The sequence below is a fragment of the Pseudomonas sp. WS 5412 genome (genome assembly GCF_012985615.1).
GTDB lineage: Bacteria > Pseudomonadota > Gammaproteobacteria > Pseudomonadales > Pseudomonadaceae > Aquipseudomonas > Aquipseudomonas shahriarae.
This window is the reverse complement of the sequence record NZ_JAARMB010000001.1, coordinates 342,282-358,781: the sequence shown is the minus strand read 5'-3', so window position 1 is coordinate 358,781 and position 16,500 is coordinate 342,282. Positions and strand designations below refer to the sequence as shown.

The 16,500-nt window shown below is 60.6% G+C and carries 16 protein-coding genes; 8 read left to right on the top strand and 8 right to left on the bottom strand.

Features of this window, described 5'->3' with window-relative positions:
- Positions 1-8: 8 nt before the first annotated feature.
- From mreD to mreB, 3 genes are all read right to left on the bottom strand, one after another.
- Positions 9-497 carry a rod shape-determining protein MreD gene (gene mreD, locus HBR94_RS01755; protein ID WP_057438103.1) on the bottom strand — a complete coding sequence of 163 codons (489 nt, stop codon included), beginning with the start codon at positions 495-497 and terminating at the stop codon, positions 9-11.
- Entirely contained in the window at positions 497-1,561 is a 1,065-nt protein-coding gene (gene mreC / locus HBR94_RS01750) for a rod shape-determining protein MreC (protein ID WP_115128997.1), read from the bottom strand. Before mreC ends, mreD begins: the two co-directional genes overlap by 1 nt.
- Before the next feature lie 138 nt (positions 1,562-1,699).
- On the bottom strand, positions 1,700-2,737 hold the full coding sequence (mreB, locus tag HBR94_RS01745; RefSeq protein WP_002555108.1) for a rod shape-determining protein MreB: 1,038 nt from the start codon (positions 2,735-2,737) through the stop codon (positions 1,700-1,702).
- Between the two features lie 210 nt (positions 2,738-2,947).
- Between mreB and gatC the strand changes: the two genes are divergently transcribed.
- The 6 genes from gatC (at position 2,948) to HBR94_RS01715 (ending at position 8,140) form a co-directional block, all read left to right on the top strand.
- Positions 2,948-3,235 carry an Asp-tRNA(Asn)/Glu-tRNA(Gln) amidotransferase subunit GatC gene (gene gatC, locus HBR94_RS01740; protein WP_003216077.1) on the top strand — a complete coding sequence of 96 codons (288 nt, stop codon included), beginning with the start codon at positions 2,948-2,950 and terminating at the stop codon, positions 3,233-3,235.
- A 16-nt stretch (positions 3,236-3,251) separates the two neighbouring features.
- Positions 3,252-4,703: an Asp-tRNA(Asn)/Glu-tRNA(Gln) amidotransferase subunit GatA gene (gene gatA, locus HBR94_RS01735; protein ID WP_057438095.1), complete on the top strand. Its 1,452-nt coding sequence runs from the start codon at positions 3,252-3,254 to the stop codon at positions 4,701-4,703.
- A 10-nt stretch (positions 4,704-4,713) separates the two neighbouring features.
- Positions 4,714-6,159 (top strand): Asp-tRNA(Asn)/Glu-tRNA(Gln) amidotransferase subunit GatB, encoded by a 1,446-nt coding sequence (gene gatB / locus HBR94_RS01730; RefSeq protein WP_057438093.1) that lies wholly within the window; start codon positions 4,714-4,716, stop codon positions 6,157-6,159.
- A gap of 120 nt (positions 6,160-6,279) precedes the next feature.
- A complete protein-coding gene (locus HBR94_RS01725; protein ID WP_057958448.1) occupies positions 6,280-6,651 on the top strand; it encodes a septal ring lytic transglycosylase RlpA family protein in 372 nt (123 codons plus the stop codon).
- 50 nt (positions 6,652-6,701) lie between these two features.
- On the top strand, positions 6,702-7,760 hold the full coding sequence (locus tag HBR94_RS01720; protein WP_178112772.1) for a calcium/sodium antiporter: 1,059 nt from the start codon (positions 6,702-6,704) through the stop codon (positions 7,758-7,760).
- On the top strand, positions 7,757-8,140 hold the full coding sequence (locus tag HBR94_RS01715; protein WP_057958446.1) for a carboxymuconolactone decarboxylase family protein: 384 nt from the start codon (positions 7,757-7,759) through the stop codon (positions 8,138-8,140). Before HBR94_RS01720 ends, HBR94_RS01715 begins: the two co-directional genes overlap by 4 nt.
- 69 nt (positions 8,141-8,209) lie before the next feature.
- Here HBR94_RS01715 and HBR94_RS01710 read toward each other — a convergent pair whose 3' ends face one another.
- The 5 genes from HBR94_RS01710 to kdgD all read right to left on the bottom strand — a co-directional run bounded on the left by HBR94_RS01710 (position 8,210) and on the right by kdgD (position 14,708).
- The gene (locus tag HBR94_RS01710; RefSeq protein WP_057438376.1) at positions 8,210-9,151 is read right to left on the bottom strand and encodes an AEC family transporter; all 942 of its coding nucleotides are present in this window, start codon (positions 9,149-9,151) and stop codon (positions 8,210-8,212) included.
- Positions 9,152-9,262: 111 nt separating this feature from the next.
- A complete protein-coding gene (gene garD, locus HBR94_RS01705; protein WP_169989520.1) occupies positions 9,263-10,816 on the bottom strand; it encodes a galactarate dehydratase in 1,554 nt (517 codons plus the stop codon).
- Between the two features lie 12 nt (positions 10,817-10,828).
- Entirely contained in the window at positions 10,829-12,193 is a 1,365-nt protein-coding gene (locus HBR94_RS01700; protein ID WP_029291889.1) for an MFS transporter, read from the bottom strand.
- Positions 12,194-12,296: 103 nt separating this feature from the next.
- Entirely contained in the window at positions 12,297-13,742 is a 1,446-nt protein-coding gene (locus HBR94_RS01695) for an aldehyde dehydrogenase family protein (RefSeq protein ID WP_057958440.1), read from the bottom strand.
- 54 nt (positions 13,743-13,796) lie between these two features.
- Positions 13,797-14,708 (bottom strand): 5-dehydro-4-deoxyglucarate dehydratase, encoded by a 912-nt coding sequence (gene kdgD / locus HBR94_RS01690; protein WP_057438078.1) that lies wholly within the window; start codon positions 14,706-14,708, stop codon positions 13,797-13,799.
- 227 nt (positions 14,709-14,935) lie between these two features.
- On the opposite strand from kdgD, the gene HBR94_RS01685 reads away from it, so the two are divergent.
- Complete coding sequence (locus tag HBR94_RS01685; protein ID WP_170044050.1) at positions 14,936-16,093, top strand: phospholipase; 1,158 nt, start codon at positions 14,936-14,938, stop codon at positions 16,091-16,093.
- Positions 16,094-16,282: 189 nt separating this feature from the next.
- Positions 16,283-16,477, top strand: coding sequence for a hypothetical protein (locus HBR94_RS01680; RefSeq protein ID WP_170044049.1), 195 nt, complete (start codon positions 16,283-16,285; stop codon positions 16,475-16,477).
- Positions 16,478-16,500 lie beyond the last annotated feature (23 nt).

Below are 16,500 nucleotides of genomic sequence, written 5' to 3'. Positions count from 1 at the left end.
CGCCCCACTCAATTGATTTTATAGCGGCGACACAACCCACGCAGACCGAAGCTGACCCATGGCCACAATAGCGCGCTGACCAGCGCCGGCAAGACCAGCGCGAGGGTCGGCTGGCGGTTACCGGTCAAGGCGCTAAGCCACAGTTGCACCAATTGGGCCAGACCGAAGATCACCAGGATCACCAGGCATTGCTGCCACATCGGAAACATGCGCAGGCGTTGCTGCAGCGACAGCACCAGGAAGGTGATCAGCGTGAGAATCAAGGCGTTCTGGCCGAGCAAGGTGCCATACATCACGTCTTCAGCCAGCCCCAGGCACATCGCGGTGACCATGCCGACTTTGTGCGGCAAGGCCAGGGCCCAGAAGGCCAGCAGCAAGGCCAGCCACAGCGGGCGCAGGATTTCCATGAATTGCGGCATCGGCGAAACGCTGAGCAACATACCGATGGCGAAGGTCAACCAGACCATCCAGCCATTGCGTGAATGTGTACCGGCCATTATTGCGCCCCCTGTCGAGTGGTTGCCGGCGCAGGTGCAGCAGCAGGCGTGGACGCCGCAGGCCTGACCGGCCGGGCAGGTGTTGCCGAAGCGGGCGCGGCGGGTGCAGCCGGTGTCGCCACTGGCGCTGCCGGTGTCGCAGGCTTGGGTACGGTGGCCGGGATGATCGGCGTGGTGGTGCCGTCCTGCCGGTCCTGCGCTTCCTGGGCCTGGGCAGCCTCGTTGGCGCGCTCTTCCGGCGTGCGCGTGTCACTGAACACCAGCAACAGGTAGCGGCTACGGTTCAGCGCGGCCGTCGGCACGGCACGGACAATCGCGAATGGCTGGCCGGAATCGTGGATCACTTCCTTGACCGTCGCCACCGGATAGCCCGCCGGGAATCGCTGGCCGAGGCCGGAGCTGACCAGCAGGTCGCCTTCCTTGATGTCAGCGGTGTCGGCCACATGCCGCAATTCCAGGCGTTCCGGGTTGCCGGTACCGCTGGCAATCGCCCGCAGGCCATTGCGATTGACCTGCACCGGAATGCTGTGGGTGGTGTCGGTGAGCAGCAGCACGCGGGAGGTATAGGGCATCAACTCCACCACCTGGCCCATCAGGCCACGGGCATCGAGCACCGGCTGGCCAAGGACCACGCCATCGCGCTCGCCCTTGTTGATGATGATGCGATGGGTGAAGGGGTTGGGGTCCATGCCGATCAACTCGGCCACTTCGACCTTTTCGTTGACCAACGCGGAAGAATTGAGCAACTCGCGCAGCCGGACGTTCTGCTCGGTCAGGGCCGCCAGCTTTTGCATGCGCCCCTGCAGCAGCAGGTTTTCGGTCTTGAGCTTTTCGTTCTCGGCCACCAGTTCTGTGCGGCTGCCAAACTGGCTGGCCACACCTTGCCATAGCCGTTGCGGCAGGTCGGTGATCCAGTAGGACTGCATCAATACCAGCGACATCTGGCTACGCACTGGCTTGAGCAGTGTGAAGCGGGCATCGACCACCATCAGCGCGACCGATAGCACGACCAGCACCAACAAGCGCACGCCCAATGAGGGGCCTTTAGTGAAGAGCGGTTTAATAGGCCGCTACTCCCGGGCAGATATTCTCTTTATTCATACGGCATCAAACCGGCCTGGATGCAGATTGAAGAAGATAAACGCCAACAGGCAGCACTGCAAAGTGCTGCCTGTTAGTGAAACATGGCGCAACCAACGATCTTATTCGCTGGAGAGCAGGTCCATGGTGTGTTTATCCATCATTTCCAGTGCACGACCACCGCCACGGGCAACGCAGGTCAGCGGGTCTTCGGCGACGATCACCGGCAGGCCGGTTTCCTGGGCCAGCAGCTTGTCGAGGTCACGCAGCAAGGCGCCACCACCGGTCAGCACCAGGCCACGCTCGGCGATATCGGAAGCCAGTTCCGGCGGCGACTGCTCCAGCGCGCTCTTGACCGCCTGAACGATGGTGGCCAGTGACTCTTGCAGAGCTTCCAGCACTTCATTGGAGTTCAGGGTAAAGGCACGTGGCACGCCCTCGGCCAGGTTGCGACCGCGAACATCGACTTCGCGCACTTCGCCACCCGGGTAGGCGGTGCCGATTTCCTGCTTGATGCGCTCGGCGGTGGATTCGCCGATCAGGCTGCCGTAGTTACGACGCACATACGTGATGATCGCTTCGTCGAAGCGGTCGCCGCCAACCCGTACGGATTCGGCATACACCACGCCATTGAGGGAGATCAGGGCGATTTCAGTGGTACCGCCACCGATATCCACCACCATCGAACCGCGCGCTTCTTCAACCGGCAGGCCGGCACCGATGGCAGCGGCCATTGGCTCTTCGATCAGGAACACTTCGCGGGCACCGGCACCAAGGGCCGATTCACGGATGGCACGACGCTCCACCTGGGTGGATTTGCACGGTACGCAGATCAGCACACGAGGGCTGGGCTGCAGGAAACTGTTTTCATGAACCTTGTTGATGAAGTACTGCAGCATCTTCTCGCAGACACTGAAGTCGGCGATCACGCCGTCTTTCATCGGACGAATGGCGGCAATGTTGCCAGGTGTACGGCCGAGCATGCGCTTGGCCTCGGTGCCCACGGCAACGACACTTTTCTGATTACCATGGGTCCGAATGGCCACAACCGATGGCTCATTCAGGACGATACCGCGCTCGCGCACGTAAATAAGGGTGTTGGCAGTGCCCAGGTCGATGGAAAGATCGCTGGAAAACATGCCACGCAGTTTCTTGAACATGGGAAAGGGACCCTAGGCAACGCGTGGGTAAAAAAGTGCGGCAAACTCTAACAACGACAGGGATTTTGGGCAAGGCGCCAATGTGCTAAATTGGCCGACTTTCTGTGCACCTAACCCCACAATCGCGGCCTTATGACCGTAGAAATGCGGTAGTGTTCCGACAATCTAACACACGGATAGCTTCCGTTCTGTTTTCCACTGGAGAATCCCATGGCGCTTGAACGCTCCGACGTGGAAAAAATCGCTCATTTGGCCTGCCTGGGCCTCAATGAAGCCGATCTTCCACAGACCACCGCAGCCCTGAACAGCATTCTCGGGCTGGTCGACCAGATGCAAGCGGTGAATACCGATGGCATCGAACCCCTGGCCCACCCACTGGAAGCCAGCCAGCGCCTGCGCGCAGACGTCGTGACCGAACGCAATAATCGCGAGGCCTACCAGTCCATCGCACCAGCGGTCGAAAACGGCCTGTACCTGGTTCCGAAAGTCATCGACTAAAGGGAAAGAGCCTGCAATGCATCAATTGACTCTGGCCGAGATCGCCCGCGGTCTCGCCGACAAAAAGTTTTCTTCCGAAGAGCTGACCAAGGCCCTGCTGGCGCGTATCACCGCGCTGGACCCGAAGGTCAACAGCTTCATCAGCCTCACCGAAGAGCTGGCCCTTAGCCAGGCCAAGGCCGCTGACGCCCGTCGCGCCAACGGTGAAGGCGGCGCGCTGCTGGGTGCGCCAATCGGTCACAAGGACCTGTTCTGCACCCAGGGCATCCGCACCAGCTGCGGCTCGAAGATGCTCGACAACTTCAAGGCGCCCTACGATGCGACCGTGGTCGCCAAGCTGGCCGAAGCCGGGGCCGTGACCCTGGGCAAGACCAACATGGACGAATTCGCCATGGGCTCGGCCAACGAATCGAGCTACTACGGCGCGGTGAAAAACCCGTGGAACCTGGAGCACGTGCCCGGCGGTTCGTCCGGTGGTTCGGCTGCAGCCGTGGCCGCCCGCCTGCTTCCGGCCGCCACAGCCACCGATACCGGCGGCTCGATCCGCCAGCCTGCCGCGTTCACCAACCTCACCGGCCTGAAACCGACCTACGGTCGTGTTTCCCGCTGGGGCATGATTGCCTACGCGTCCAGCCTCGACCAGGGCGGCCCTTTGGCCCGCACTGCCGAAGACTGCGCAATATTGTTACAAGGCATGGCCGGGTTCGATGCGAAGGACTCCACCAGCATTGATGAGCCGGTGCCGGACTACAGCGCCAGCCTCAATACCTCGATCCAAGGCCTGCGCATCGGCGTGCCGAAAGAGTATTTCAGCGCCGGCCTCGACCCGCGTATCGCCGAGCTGGTGCATAACAGCGTCAAGGAGCTGGAAAAGCTCGGCGCGGTGATCAAGGAAATCAGCCTGCCGAACAACCAGCACGCAATTCCGGCGTACTACGTGATCGCCCCGGCAGAGGCCTCGTCGAACCTGTCGCGCTTCGACGGCGTGCGTTTCGGCTACCGCTGTGAAGACCCGAAAGACCTCACCGACCTGTACAAGCGCTCCCGTGGCGAAGGTTTCGGCGTGGAAGTACAACGCCGGATCATGGTCGGTGCCTACGCCCTGTCGGCCGGTTACTACGACGCGTACTACCTCAAGGCGCAAAAGATCCGTCGCCTGATCAAGAACGACTTCATGGCAGCCTTTAATGAAGTCGACGTGATCCTCGGCCCAACCACGCCAAACCCGGCCTGGAAGATCGGCGCCAAGACCGGCGACCCGATCGCCGAATACCTGGAAGACCTGTACACCATCACCGCCAACCTCGCCGGCCTGCCGGGCTTGTCCATGCCTGCAGGCTTTGTCGACGGTTTGCCAGTGGGCGTGCAACTACTCGCCCCGTATTTCCAGGAAAGCCGCTTGCTCAATGTGGCGCACCAGTACCAGTTGCACACTGACTGGCACACTCGCACCCCAACCGGCTTCTGAGGAGAACACTATGCAATGGGAAGTTGTGATCGGGCTGGAGATTCATACCCAGCTCGCCACCCAATCGAAGATTTTCTCCGGTAGCGCCACCACGTTCGGCTCCGAGCCCAACACCCAGGCCAGCCTGGTAGACCTGGGCATGCCTGGCGTACTGCCAGTACTGAACCAGGAAGCGGTGCGCATGGCGGTGATGTTCGGCCTGGCGATTGACGCCGAGATCGGCCAGCACAACGTGTTTGCGCGCAAGAACTACTTCTACCCGGACCTGCCCAAGGGCTACCAGATCAGCCAGATGGAATTGCCGATCGTCGGCAAGGGCTACCTGGATATCCCTCTGGAAGACGGCACGATCAAACGCGTCGGCGTGACCCGTGCGCACCTGGAAGAAGATGCCGGCAAGAGCCTGCATGAAGAATTCAATGGCGCCACCGGCATCGACCTGAACCGCGCCGGCACGCCGCTGCTGGAGATCGTGTCCGAGCCGGACATGCGCAGTGCCAAGGAAGCCGTGGCCTACGTCAAGACCATCCACGCGCTGGTGCGCTACCTGGGCATCTGCGACGGCAACATGGCCGAAGGCTCCCTGCGTTGCGACTGCAACGTGTCGGTGCGGCCAAAAGGCCAGGTCGAGTACGGCACCCGCTGCGAGATCAAGAACGTCAACTCGTTCCGTTTCATCGAGAAGGCGATCAACACCGAAGTCCGTCGCCAGATCGAGCTGATCGAAGACGGCGGCAAAGTGATCCAGCAGACCCGCCTGTACGACCCGAACAAAGACGAAACCCGTGCCATGCGCAGCAAAGAGGAAGCCAACGACTACCGTTACTTCCCCGATCCGGACCTGTTGCCAGTGGTGCTCGAGGATTCGTTCCTCAATGACGTGCGCGCCACCCTGCCGGAATTGCCACCGCAAAAACGCGAGCGCTTCCAGGCGCAGTTCGGTCTGTCGGTGTATGACGCCAGTGTGCTGGCTTCGAGCCGCGAGCAAGCCGACTACTTCGAAAAAGTCGTGAGCATTGCCGGTGACGCCAAGCTGGCCGCCAACTGGGTCATGGTCGAGCTGGGCAGCCTGTTGAACAAACAGGGCCTGGAAATCGACGAAGCCCCGGTCTCGGCCGAACAACTGGGCGGCATGTTGCTGCGCATCAAGGACAACACCATCTCCGGCAAAATCGCCAAGACCGTATTCGAGGCCATGGCCAGCGGTGAAGGCAACGCCGACGAGATCATCGAGAAGCGCGGCCTCAAGCAAGTCACCGACAGCGGCGCCATCTCGGCCGTGCTGGATGAAATGCTGGCGGCCAACGCCGAGCAGGTCGAGCAATACCGTGCGGCGGATGAAGCCAAGCGCGGCAAGATGTTCGGCTTCTTTGTGGGCCAGGCGATGAAAGCCTCCAAAGGCAAGGCCAACCCGCAACAGGTGAACGAATTGCTCAAGAGCAAGCTCGAAGGCTGATAGCAATGAATGGTCCGAGCGGGATTTTACTTGCGACTCGGACCCCATGTGGGAGCGGCGGTGCGACGATTCGAATCGTCGCACCGCCGCTCCCACATTTGTGATGGGGATATTTTGATAATGAAGCGTCTACTCGGCCTCTGCGCCCTGTTCTCCCTGCTCACCGGCTGCGCCAGTGGCCTGATCGACCCCAACGGTTACGACGAAACCGGCACCGCGTCCTACTACGGCGCCAAGCACCACGGCAAGAAAACCGCCAGCGGTGAACCCTTCAACCAACACGCAATGACCGCCGCCCACCGACGCCTGCCATTCGGCACGCGGGTGCAGGTCACCAACCTGTCCAACGATAGATCCGTGGTGGTACGCATCAATGATCGCGGCCCACACACCCGTGGCCGACTGATTGATCTTTCACGCCAGGCCGCCGAACAGTTGGGTATGCTGCGCAGCGGAACCGCGCGCGTGCGCGTACAAGCCCTGAGCAACTGACTGTCGGAGCCCTGACCATTTTCGGATTAAGCGCCCTCTCGCCCATCAGCCTGATTGAACTGATCAGCGGCCTGCTGCTGCTGATTGCCGGCGCCGAAATGCTGGTACGCGCCGCCGTGCGCCTGGCCGCCAGCCTCAAGGTCAGGCCGCTGATCATTGGCTTGAGCATCGTGGCCTTTGGCAGCAGCGCGCCGCAAATCGCCGTCAGCCTGCAGGCCACCCTGGCCGGCAATACCGATATTGCCGTGGGCAGTGTGATCGGCAGCAGCATCTTCAATATCCTCGTCACCCTGGGCCTGTCGGCGCTGATCATTCCCTTGCGCGTGTCGCGCCAACTGGTGCGCCTGGATATCCCGGTGATGATCGGCGCCAGCCTGCTGCTGTTTATTCTCGCCAGCGATGAAGCCCTGACCCCGCTTGACGGCCTGACCTTGCTGGTCGCCCTACTCGCCTACCTCGCCCTGTTGCTGTACCAGACCCGCCATTCGCGCCGCCCACGGACCCGCGACACCGTGGTGCAGGCGCCGTGGTTGAGCAGTTTGCTGTGGATGATCGGTGGGCTCGTGCTGCTGGTGTTCGCCGGGCATCTGGTACTCGGGGCGGCTGTGGAAGTGGCCGGCGACCTGGGCCTGTCCGAGCGGGTAATCGGCCTGACCATTGTTGCCGTCAGTACCTCCCTGCCGTGCCTCGCCACATCCCTGATCGCCGCCATACGCGGCGAGCGGGAGATTGCGGTGGGCAACGTGATCGGCAGCAACCTGTTCAACCTGTTGGGGGTACTGGGATTTACCGCGCTGGTGGCGCCGTCGCCCTTGTCGGTATCGCCCAATGCCCTGGATTTCGACCTGCCGGTAATGCTCGGCGTCGTGGTGTTGTGCTTGCCGGTGTTTTACACCGGCTACCGCATTACCCGCGCCGAAGGCTTGCTGCTGCTGGGGTTGTATCTGGCGTATGGGCTGCATGTGCTGTCGTTCACCACCGGCATGCCGCTGGCCAATAAACTCGAACAACTGATGCTGTACTACGTCCTGCCAGCGCTGGTGGCTTTCCTGTTGTTCACCTCGCTGCGAGCCTGGCGCCGCCAACACCACAAGAGGGAATCGCAATGACCGATCAACCGAAATCCGGCGAGCAAATGCGTCGCCAGGTCATGGGTGATGTGTTTGTCGACCGCGCGCTGGGCAATGCCACCGAATTCACCCAGCCACTGCAGGACTTCGTCAACGAACATGCCTGGGGCGGGGTGTGGAACCGTGAAGGCCTGCCACTGAAGACCCGCAGCCTGATTACACTCGCGGCATTGACCGCCTTGAAGTGCCCGCAGGAACTCAAGGGCCATGTGCGCGGCGCACTGAATAATGGCTGTACTGTTGAAGAAATTCGCGAGGCGCTGCTGCATTGCGCGGTGTATGCCGGCGTGCCGGCGGCGATTGATGCGTTTCGGGCGGCGCAGGAAGTGATTGAGGCGTATCAGTCAGGCCCGCAGTGACTGTCAGATCGCTATCGCGGGCAAGCCCGCTCCCACAATTTTGATTGTGCACACCTTCACCAGAACATTTCAGATCCAGCCACCCGCCTGCAACACGAAGATCCCGATATTAGTGGTCACCGCCGCCATCAAGGTGGTGATCACAATGATCGCTGCCGCCAACTCGTGGTTGCCCTGGGCCGCGCGAGCCATGACAAAACTGGCGGCGGCCGTCGGCGCGCCGAAATACAAGAACAGGATCCCCAGTTCCGGCCCGCGGAACCCGTACAGCCACGCGCCGGCAGTCGCCACCAGGGGCAGCCAGATCATCTTCATCAGGCTGGCGCTCAGGGCAATGCTGCCGCTTTTCCGCAGGGCCGCCATGGACAACGTGCCGCCGATACAGATCAACGCCAATGGCAATGTTGTATCTGCCAGGTATTGCCCGGACTTTTCCAGCCAGCCGGGCAAGCCAATCTGGAAATACGCGAAGGGTGTGGCCGCAATCACGCTGATAATCAATGGATTGGCCAACACGCTTTTGCAGATGCTCCACGGATCGGACTTGATCACCGGACTGTAGACCGCCAGCACTATGGTCGACAGGGTGTTGTAGAACAGGATCACCAGGGCGGCGAGGATCGCGCCAAGGGAAATCCCGTAGTCGCCGTACATACTGGCCGCCAGTGCCAGGCCAATCACCCCGTTGTTACCACGAAATGCACCTTGGGCATAAATACCCCGGTCCTCACGCGGGCAACGGAAAATCGCCCAACCCCAGGCCAGGGCGAAGCCGACCAACGTCGCAACCGAGAAATAGATCAGCAGTTCTGGCTTGAGCGCCGAATGCAGGTCGGCATGCAGAATCCCCAGAAACAGCAACGCCGGCATGGTGACGTTAAACACCAAGGCCGACGCAGTGTGGATAAAGTCGTCGTTGATCCAGTTGATGCGCTTGAGCAGGACGCCCAGGAACAGCATGGCAAACACCGGCGCGGTGATGGTCAGGGTTTGCAGGAAGATAGCCAGCATGCCAGGGAGAACCTTGGTGAGGGTCAGTAGGTGGCTAATCATAAAACATCCAGCACCATTGCGCCCGGCAGGTCGCCATCGCGAGCAAGCCCGCGATGATGCGACACGGTCTCAGGTGATCGGCGCCGGATTGAACAACGTAATGTCATTGTGCAATTTATGCCGCTCGGCCCAGGTCTGCTTCTTGCCACTGGCTACATCCAGGTAGAAGTGGAACAACTCCCAGCCCAGCTCCTCGATGGTCGCACGGCCGGTGGCGATGCGTCCGGCGTCGATATCGATCAGGTCTGGCCAGCGCTGGGCCAGTTCCGTGCGGGTCGAGACCTTCACCACCGGCGCCATCGCCAGCCCGTAAGGCGTGCCGCGACCGGTGGTGAAGACGTGCAGGTTCATCCCCGCCGCCAGTTGCAAGGTGCCGCAGACAAAATCGCTGGCCGGTGTCGCGCAAAAGATCAGGCCTTTGCCCTTGAAGCGCTCGCCCGGCCCCAGTACGCCGTTGATCGCGCTGCTGCCGGATTTGACGATGGAGCCCAGGGACTTCTCGACGATGTTCGACAACCCGCCCTTCTTGTTGCCCGGCGTGGTGTTGGCGCTGCGGTCGGCCTCGCCCTTGGCCAGATAGCGGTCGTACCAGTCCATTTCCCGTACCAGTTCCCGGGCAACGTCTTGGCTCTCGGCACGGGAGGTCAGCAGGTAAATGGCATCGCGCACTTCAGTGACTTCGGAAAACATCACCGTCGCCCCGGCCCGCAGCAATAAGTCCGAGGCGTAACCCAGCGCCGGGTTGGCGGTGATCCCGGAAAACGCGTCGCTGCCGCCGCATTGCATGCCGAGGATCAGCTCCGAGGCCGGTACGGTTTCCCGCCGGCGCAGGTCGAGTTTCTTCAGGCGGACTTCGGCCAGCGCCATGATCTGCTCGATCATTTCACTGAAGCCGTGGCTGGCGTCCTGCAGGCGGTACAGCCACGGCTCGCTGAGGTCCACCGAGCTGTCGTTGTCGTGCATCACTTGCCCGGCCTGCAATTTCTCGCAGCCCAGGCTGATCACCAGCGCTTCGCCCCCCAGGTTCGGGTTGCGTGCCAGGTTGCGCACAGTGCGGATCGGGATATAGGCGTCGGTGGCGGTAATGGCCACGCCACAGCCGTAGCTGTGGGTCAGTGCCACTACGTCATCGACATTCGGGTACTTGGGGAGTAACTCGTCCTTGATGCGCTTGACCGCATGGTCCAGCACGCCGGTCACACACTGCACAGTGGTGGTGATGCCAAGGATATTGCGCGTACCGACGGTGCCGTCGGCATTGCGATAGCCTTCGAAAGTAAAGCCTTCCAATGGCGCCTGGGCCTCGGGGACCTCGGTGGACAGCGGCAGGCTGTCCAGCGGCGGTGCGGTAGGCATGCGCAGTTGATCTTCCTGGACCCAACTGCCGCGCGGTATCGGCTGCAAGGCGTAACCGATGGTTTGGCCATAGCGAATGATCTGACCACCTTGCGGGATATCTTCCAGGGTCACCTTGTGGCTCTGGGGGATGAACTCCACGGTCACCAGGCCGTCCGGGAACTCGGTGCCCGCCGGCACGCCCTGGTCATTGACCACGATTACTACGTTGTCGCGCTCGTGCAGACGAATGGAGCGCGGCGAGTCGGCATGTTCAATCAACTGCATCACACGGCCCCTTCAGGATTGCGCTTGGGAAAGGTTAGTCAACTCGGGGCCTTTGCTCGGTGGCTCGTTGAGCACCACGCGCTTGATCGGGCCGACGATCACCAGGTAGCTGAATACCGCCACCAGCGCATTGGCGCCAACGAACACCAGGGCCCACTTGAACGAACCGGTGGTGCTGATGATGTAGCCAATCACGATGGGCGTGGTGATGGAAGCCAGGTTGCCGAAGGTGTTGAACAAGCCGCCGCTGAGGCCGGCGATTTGTTTCGGCGAGGTGTCAGACACCACCGCCCAACCCAGTGCGCCAACGCCTTTGCCGAAGAAGGCCAGGGCCATAAAGCCGACCACCATCCATTCCACATCCACGTAGTTGCAGGCAATGATGCTACTGGAGACCAACAAACCGGCAATGATCGGCGCCTTGCGAGCGAAGGTCAGGGAGTGGCCCTTGCGCAGCAGGTAATCGGAAATCACCCCGCCCAGCACGCCGCCGATAAAACCGCAGATCGCCGGCAGCGAGGCAATAAAACCGGCCTTGAGGATGGTCATGCCACGGTCCTGCACCAGGTACACCGGGAACCAGGTGAGAAAGAAGTAAGTAATACCGTTGATGCAGTACTGGCCCAGGTAGACCCCGAGCATCATGCGGTTGGTCAGCAACTGGCGGATGTAATCCCACTTCGGCCCGTCGGTTTTCTTACCCTTGGCCTTGTCCTGATCCATATCGACCATCGCCCCGTTGGCAGCGATGTGGTTGAACTCGGCTTCGTTGATCAGCGGGTGCTGGCGCGGGCTGTAGATTACTTTCAGCCAGATCAGCGAGAACACGATGCCGATCACCCCCATCACGATAAACACGTGCTGCCAGCCGAAGCTGTAGACGATCCAGCCCATCAGCGGTGCAAACAACACGGTGGCGAAGTACTGCGCCGAGTTGAAGATCGCCGAAGCCGTACCGCGTTCGGCAGTGGGGAACCAGGCCGCGACAATCCGTGCGTTACCGGGGAAGGATGGCGCCTCTGCCAGGCCCACCAAGAATCGCAGCATAAACAGCGCCACCACGGCGGTGGAGACCCCGAACTCACCGACATAGCCTTGCAGCACGGTGAACAGCGACCAGGTGAAGATGCTCAGGGCATAGACTTTTTTCGAGCCGAAACGGTCGAGCAGCCAGCCGCCGGGGATTTGCCCGGCCACATAGGCCCAACCGAACGCAGAGAAGATATAACCGAGGGTGACCGCGTCGATGCCGAGGTCTTTTTGCAGGCTGGAACCTGCGATGGCGATGGTGGCGCGGTCGGCGTAGTTGATCGTGGTCACCAGGAACAGCATGAGCAAGATCAAATAACGGACGTGCGTCGGCTTGGTCGCTTGCATGTAGATGTACTCCCACTAATTATTTTTTTTGCGGGTAATGGTTTTGGTGCTGCGCACTGCTTTTTTGTGGGAGCTGGATTGCCGGCTCCCACACGTATTGCGTTTACGAGCCGATGTAGCTGGTTTTCACCACGGTGTAGAACTCTTGCGCATAGCGACCTTGCTCACGCGAACCGTAGGATGAGCCCTTACGCCCACCAAAGGGAACGTGATAATCCACACCCGCCGTCGGCAGGTTGACCATCACCATCCCTGCCTGGGAGTGGCGCTTGAAGTGGTTGGCATACTTGAGCGAGGTGGTGGCAATGCCTGCCGACAAACCGAATTCGGTGTCGTTGGCCATGGCCAGTGCCGCTTCGTAGTCCGCCACGCGCACTACATTGGCCACCGGGCCGAAGATTTCTTCACGGCTGATGCGCATGGCGGCCTGGCTGTCGGCGAACAGAGTCGGCGCCAGGAAGTAACCTTCGGTGTCACACGTCACCAAGCCACCACCGCTGACCAGCCGCGCACCCTCGCCCTGGCCGATGTCAATGTATTTCAGGTCCTGGTCCAGTTGGGCCTGAGACACCACCGGACCGATATCGGTGCCAGCGTGCAGGGCATGGCCGACCTTGATCGACTGCATGCGCTCGGCCATGGCCGCGACGAATCGGTCGTGGATCCCCGCCGTGACGATAAAGCGACTGGACGCCGTGCAACGCTGGCCGGTGGAGTAGAACGCGCTCTGCACCGACAACTCGACGGCCTGCTTGAGGTCGGCATCGTCGAGAATGATCTGCGGGTTTTTGCCGCCCATCTCCAACTGCACCTTGGCCTGGCGCGACACGCAACTGACTGCGATCTGTCGGCCCACGCCCACGGAGCCGGTAAAGCTGATGCCATCGACCTGCGGGCTGTTGACCAGCGCATCGCCGACGACGCGGCCGCTGCCCATCACCAGGTTGAACACACCACTGGGGAAGCCGGCGCGGGAGATGATTTCGGCCAGGGCCCAGGCACAGCCGGGCACCAGGTCTGCCGGCTTGAGCACCACGCAGTTGCCGTAGGCCAGGGCCGGGGCGATTTTCCAGGCGGGGATGGCAATCGGGAAGTTCCACGGGGTAATCAGGCCCACCACGCCCAAGGCTTCGCGGGTGACTTCGACATTGACCCCAGGGCGCACCGACGGCAGGTAATCACCGGACAGGCGCAGGCACTCGCCGGCAAAAAACTTGAAGATATTACCGGCACGGGTCACTTCGCCGATGGCTTCCGGCAGGGTCTTGCCCTCTTCGCGGGCCAGCAGCGTACCGAGTTCTTCACGGCGGGCGAGGATCTCGCTGCCGACTTTATCCAGGGCGTCATGCCGGGCCTGGATGCCGGAGGTCGACCACGCCGGGAACGCCGCGCGGGCCGCGTCGATGGCGGCGTTGACCTGGGCCAGGTCGGCCGTGGCGAAATCGCCGATGACATCCGACAGATCCGACGGGTTGATATTGCTTGAGTAGTCCGCACCGGCCACCCATTGGCCGCCGATGTAGTTGTCAAAACGCTTGGCTTGGGACACGCCTCTTCTCCTTACGCAAAAAGCCGCTGATCACTCAGCGGCTTTATTAATGGGTTACTGCGCACCTTGCTTGTCGATCAGCGCGGCCAGGGCTTCGTATTCTTCTGGCAGCAGATCGGTCAGCGGGGTACGTACCGGGCCTGCGTCATAGCCGGCGATTTTTGCGCCCGCCTTGACGATGCTCACGGCATAGCCGGCCTTGCGGTTACGCAGGTCCAGGTAAGGCAGGAAGAAGTCGTCGATGATCTTGTTGACGGTGGCGTGATCTTCCCGGGCAATCGCGTGGTAGAAGTCCATCGCGGTCTTGGGAATAAAGTTGAAGACTGCCGAGGAGTACACCGGCACGCCCAGGGCCTTGTAGGCAGCGGCGTAAACCTCTGCAGTCGGCAAGCCGCCCAGGTAGCTGAAACGATCACCGAGACGACGGCGGATCGACACCATCAGCTCGATATCACCCAAGCCATCCTTGTAGCCGATCAGGTTCGGGCAACGTTCGGCCAGGCGCTCCAGCAGCGGCGCGGTCAGGCGGCAGACGTTGCGGTTGTAGACCACCACACCGATTTTTACCGACTTGCACACCGCCTCGACATGGGCGGCGACGCCATCCTGGCTGGCTTCGGTCAGGTAGTGCGGCAACAGCAGCAGGCCCTTGGCTCCCAGGCGCTCGGCTTCCTGGGCGTACTCGATGGCCTGGCGGGTGGAGCCGCCGACACCGGCGAGGATCGGCACGCTGGTAGCGCAGGTATCGACTGCGGTTTTCACCACTTGGGCGTATTCACTGGCTGCCAGGGAGAAAAACTCACCGGTGCCGCCCGCCGCAAACAACGCAGAGGCGCCATACGGGGCCAGCCACTCCAAGCGCTTGATATAGCCCGCCGGGTGGAACTCACCCTGGGCATTGAAATCGGTGACCGGGAAAGACAGCAGACCGTGGGAGAGGATGGACTTCAGTTCTTGTGGATTCATTATTTGAACACCCTGGGCAAAGACGAAGACTGGAACGTTATTATTTATGTGGTACGTCATCGTACAACTATAAAAATGTTCGTCAATCTTCTTTTGTCGGCTTGCCGGTATTTCGAGGTCATTAGTAGCGAGCGCCTTGACGTAGGAAATTATTCCTCTATTCTCGCAGTAACTGTATATACATACAGTTATCAAGGAAGATTCCTACGACATAGCAAGGAGCTAACATGTCAGAACTTGAATCGGTCATTACCCGCAAAACCCTCCCCTCCCTGCGCTTTGAAGGCGGCGAGCACACCGCCATTGGCGATGACACCCAGCTGCGCTTCGTGCAGGGCGCGCCCTCTATTCCGGGCGCGCAAGTCAAGCTTCAACTACCCAACGGCCTGGCCCTGACCTATGGTCAGATCATCTCCCTGGGCGGTGACTTCTACGGAATTCCCGGCCAGCCCATCAGTGACGGTGCGTCACCCACCGAGCGTGTGCAGCGCTTCACCGCCGCGTTTAACTCGCTGGCGACTTTGCCGGCGTCACGGGAGGAAGCGGGCAAAATCCTCGCGGTCATGCAAAAAGAGATCAACGCAGTGAAGCAGGCCATTCAGGATGGCAAGCAACCCCATGAGGCCTACGACGCACTAGGAGATACGTTGTCTGAAGAGTGGAACCGTATCACCGGCGGCGGCAGCGTGGTTTCAGCCATGGTTCCCCTGGGGCGCTACTTGAAGCTGGCGGCCGATAATGCCGACCATTTCGGCGAGTGGGCGCTGTCTGCCTACCTGGCCGGGCATTCTGCCGCCCTGCAACAAGCGGTGGTGGCTCACCAAAGCGGCAGTAGCCAGCAATTGGAACTGGCTTACGCCATGAACAGCTTTGCTGATCACTTTTTGACCGACCTGTTTTCCGCAGGGCACCTGCGCGTCCCACGCAAACAACTGGCGGCCGTGGTGACACCGGGTGAACTGGGGTCGTTGATCAGCCGCTTTATGCACGATGAAGACAGCAAGTTCGGGCTCAATGTACGCAATGCCCTGGGCGACGAGTGGCATGCCTATGGCGACAAACGCTACTTCGATAGCAATGACGCCGCCAACCGCACTCAGGTCAAGCGTGCGGTACAGGCTTCGGCCGATGAGATCTTCGACGCGTACATCAGCGGTATCGCGCCCTCCCCGGCCACATTCAAGGCACCACTGCATGTGCCGGACTTGAACGCGGCGAACAATCCAGCGAATAACTTTTCGCCGCTGTTCAAGGCCGAAGGCGACAAGGTGTTGCGGCGCAAGGACGTCAACAACTTGAATGACAAGCAGTGGACCAATGATTGGTGGGGGTGGAGTACGTATCTGTTGCTTAAGGACTACAAGCCAAATAACCCGCTGCCTTGATGTAGCCACAGCGCCCCTGTGTACGGATGACTCGTATACAGGGGACCGTTCGTCGTCACTGTGAACTCTGACAGTATCAGCGATGTACCCGTCGCCCCTAGATTGAACGCCACCACCGGGCAACCTCAGCCGCAAGAGGTGCAGTCACCCTGGAGGCCCTTCAGTAATCGAGAAATAGTGAGGCATGCCATGGCTACTAGAAAATGCACATTTACATCCAAATCCAATAAATTCAAAGCAGCGACACAGAATATCGATGCTGTGCAGCTACCCAATATCGGAGATACCGTTCAACTTGATGGTGATCCGCCTGAATTGATCATAGGCAAAAACTTCCAAATCAAAGATGGCGACGTTAAGCAAATCGACTTTTTCCTGGCGTAAATGCCTCCCTAGCAATCACCGAA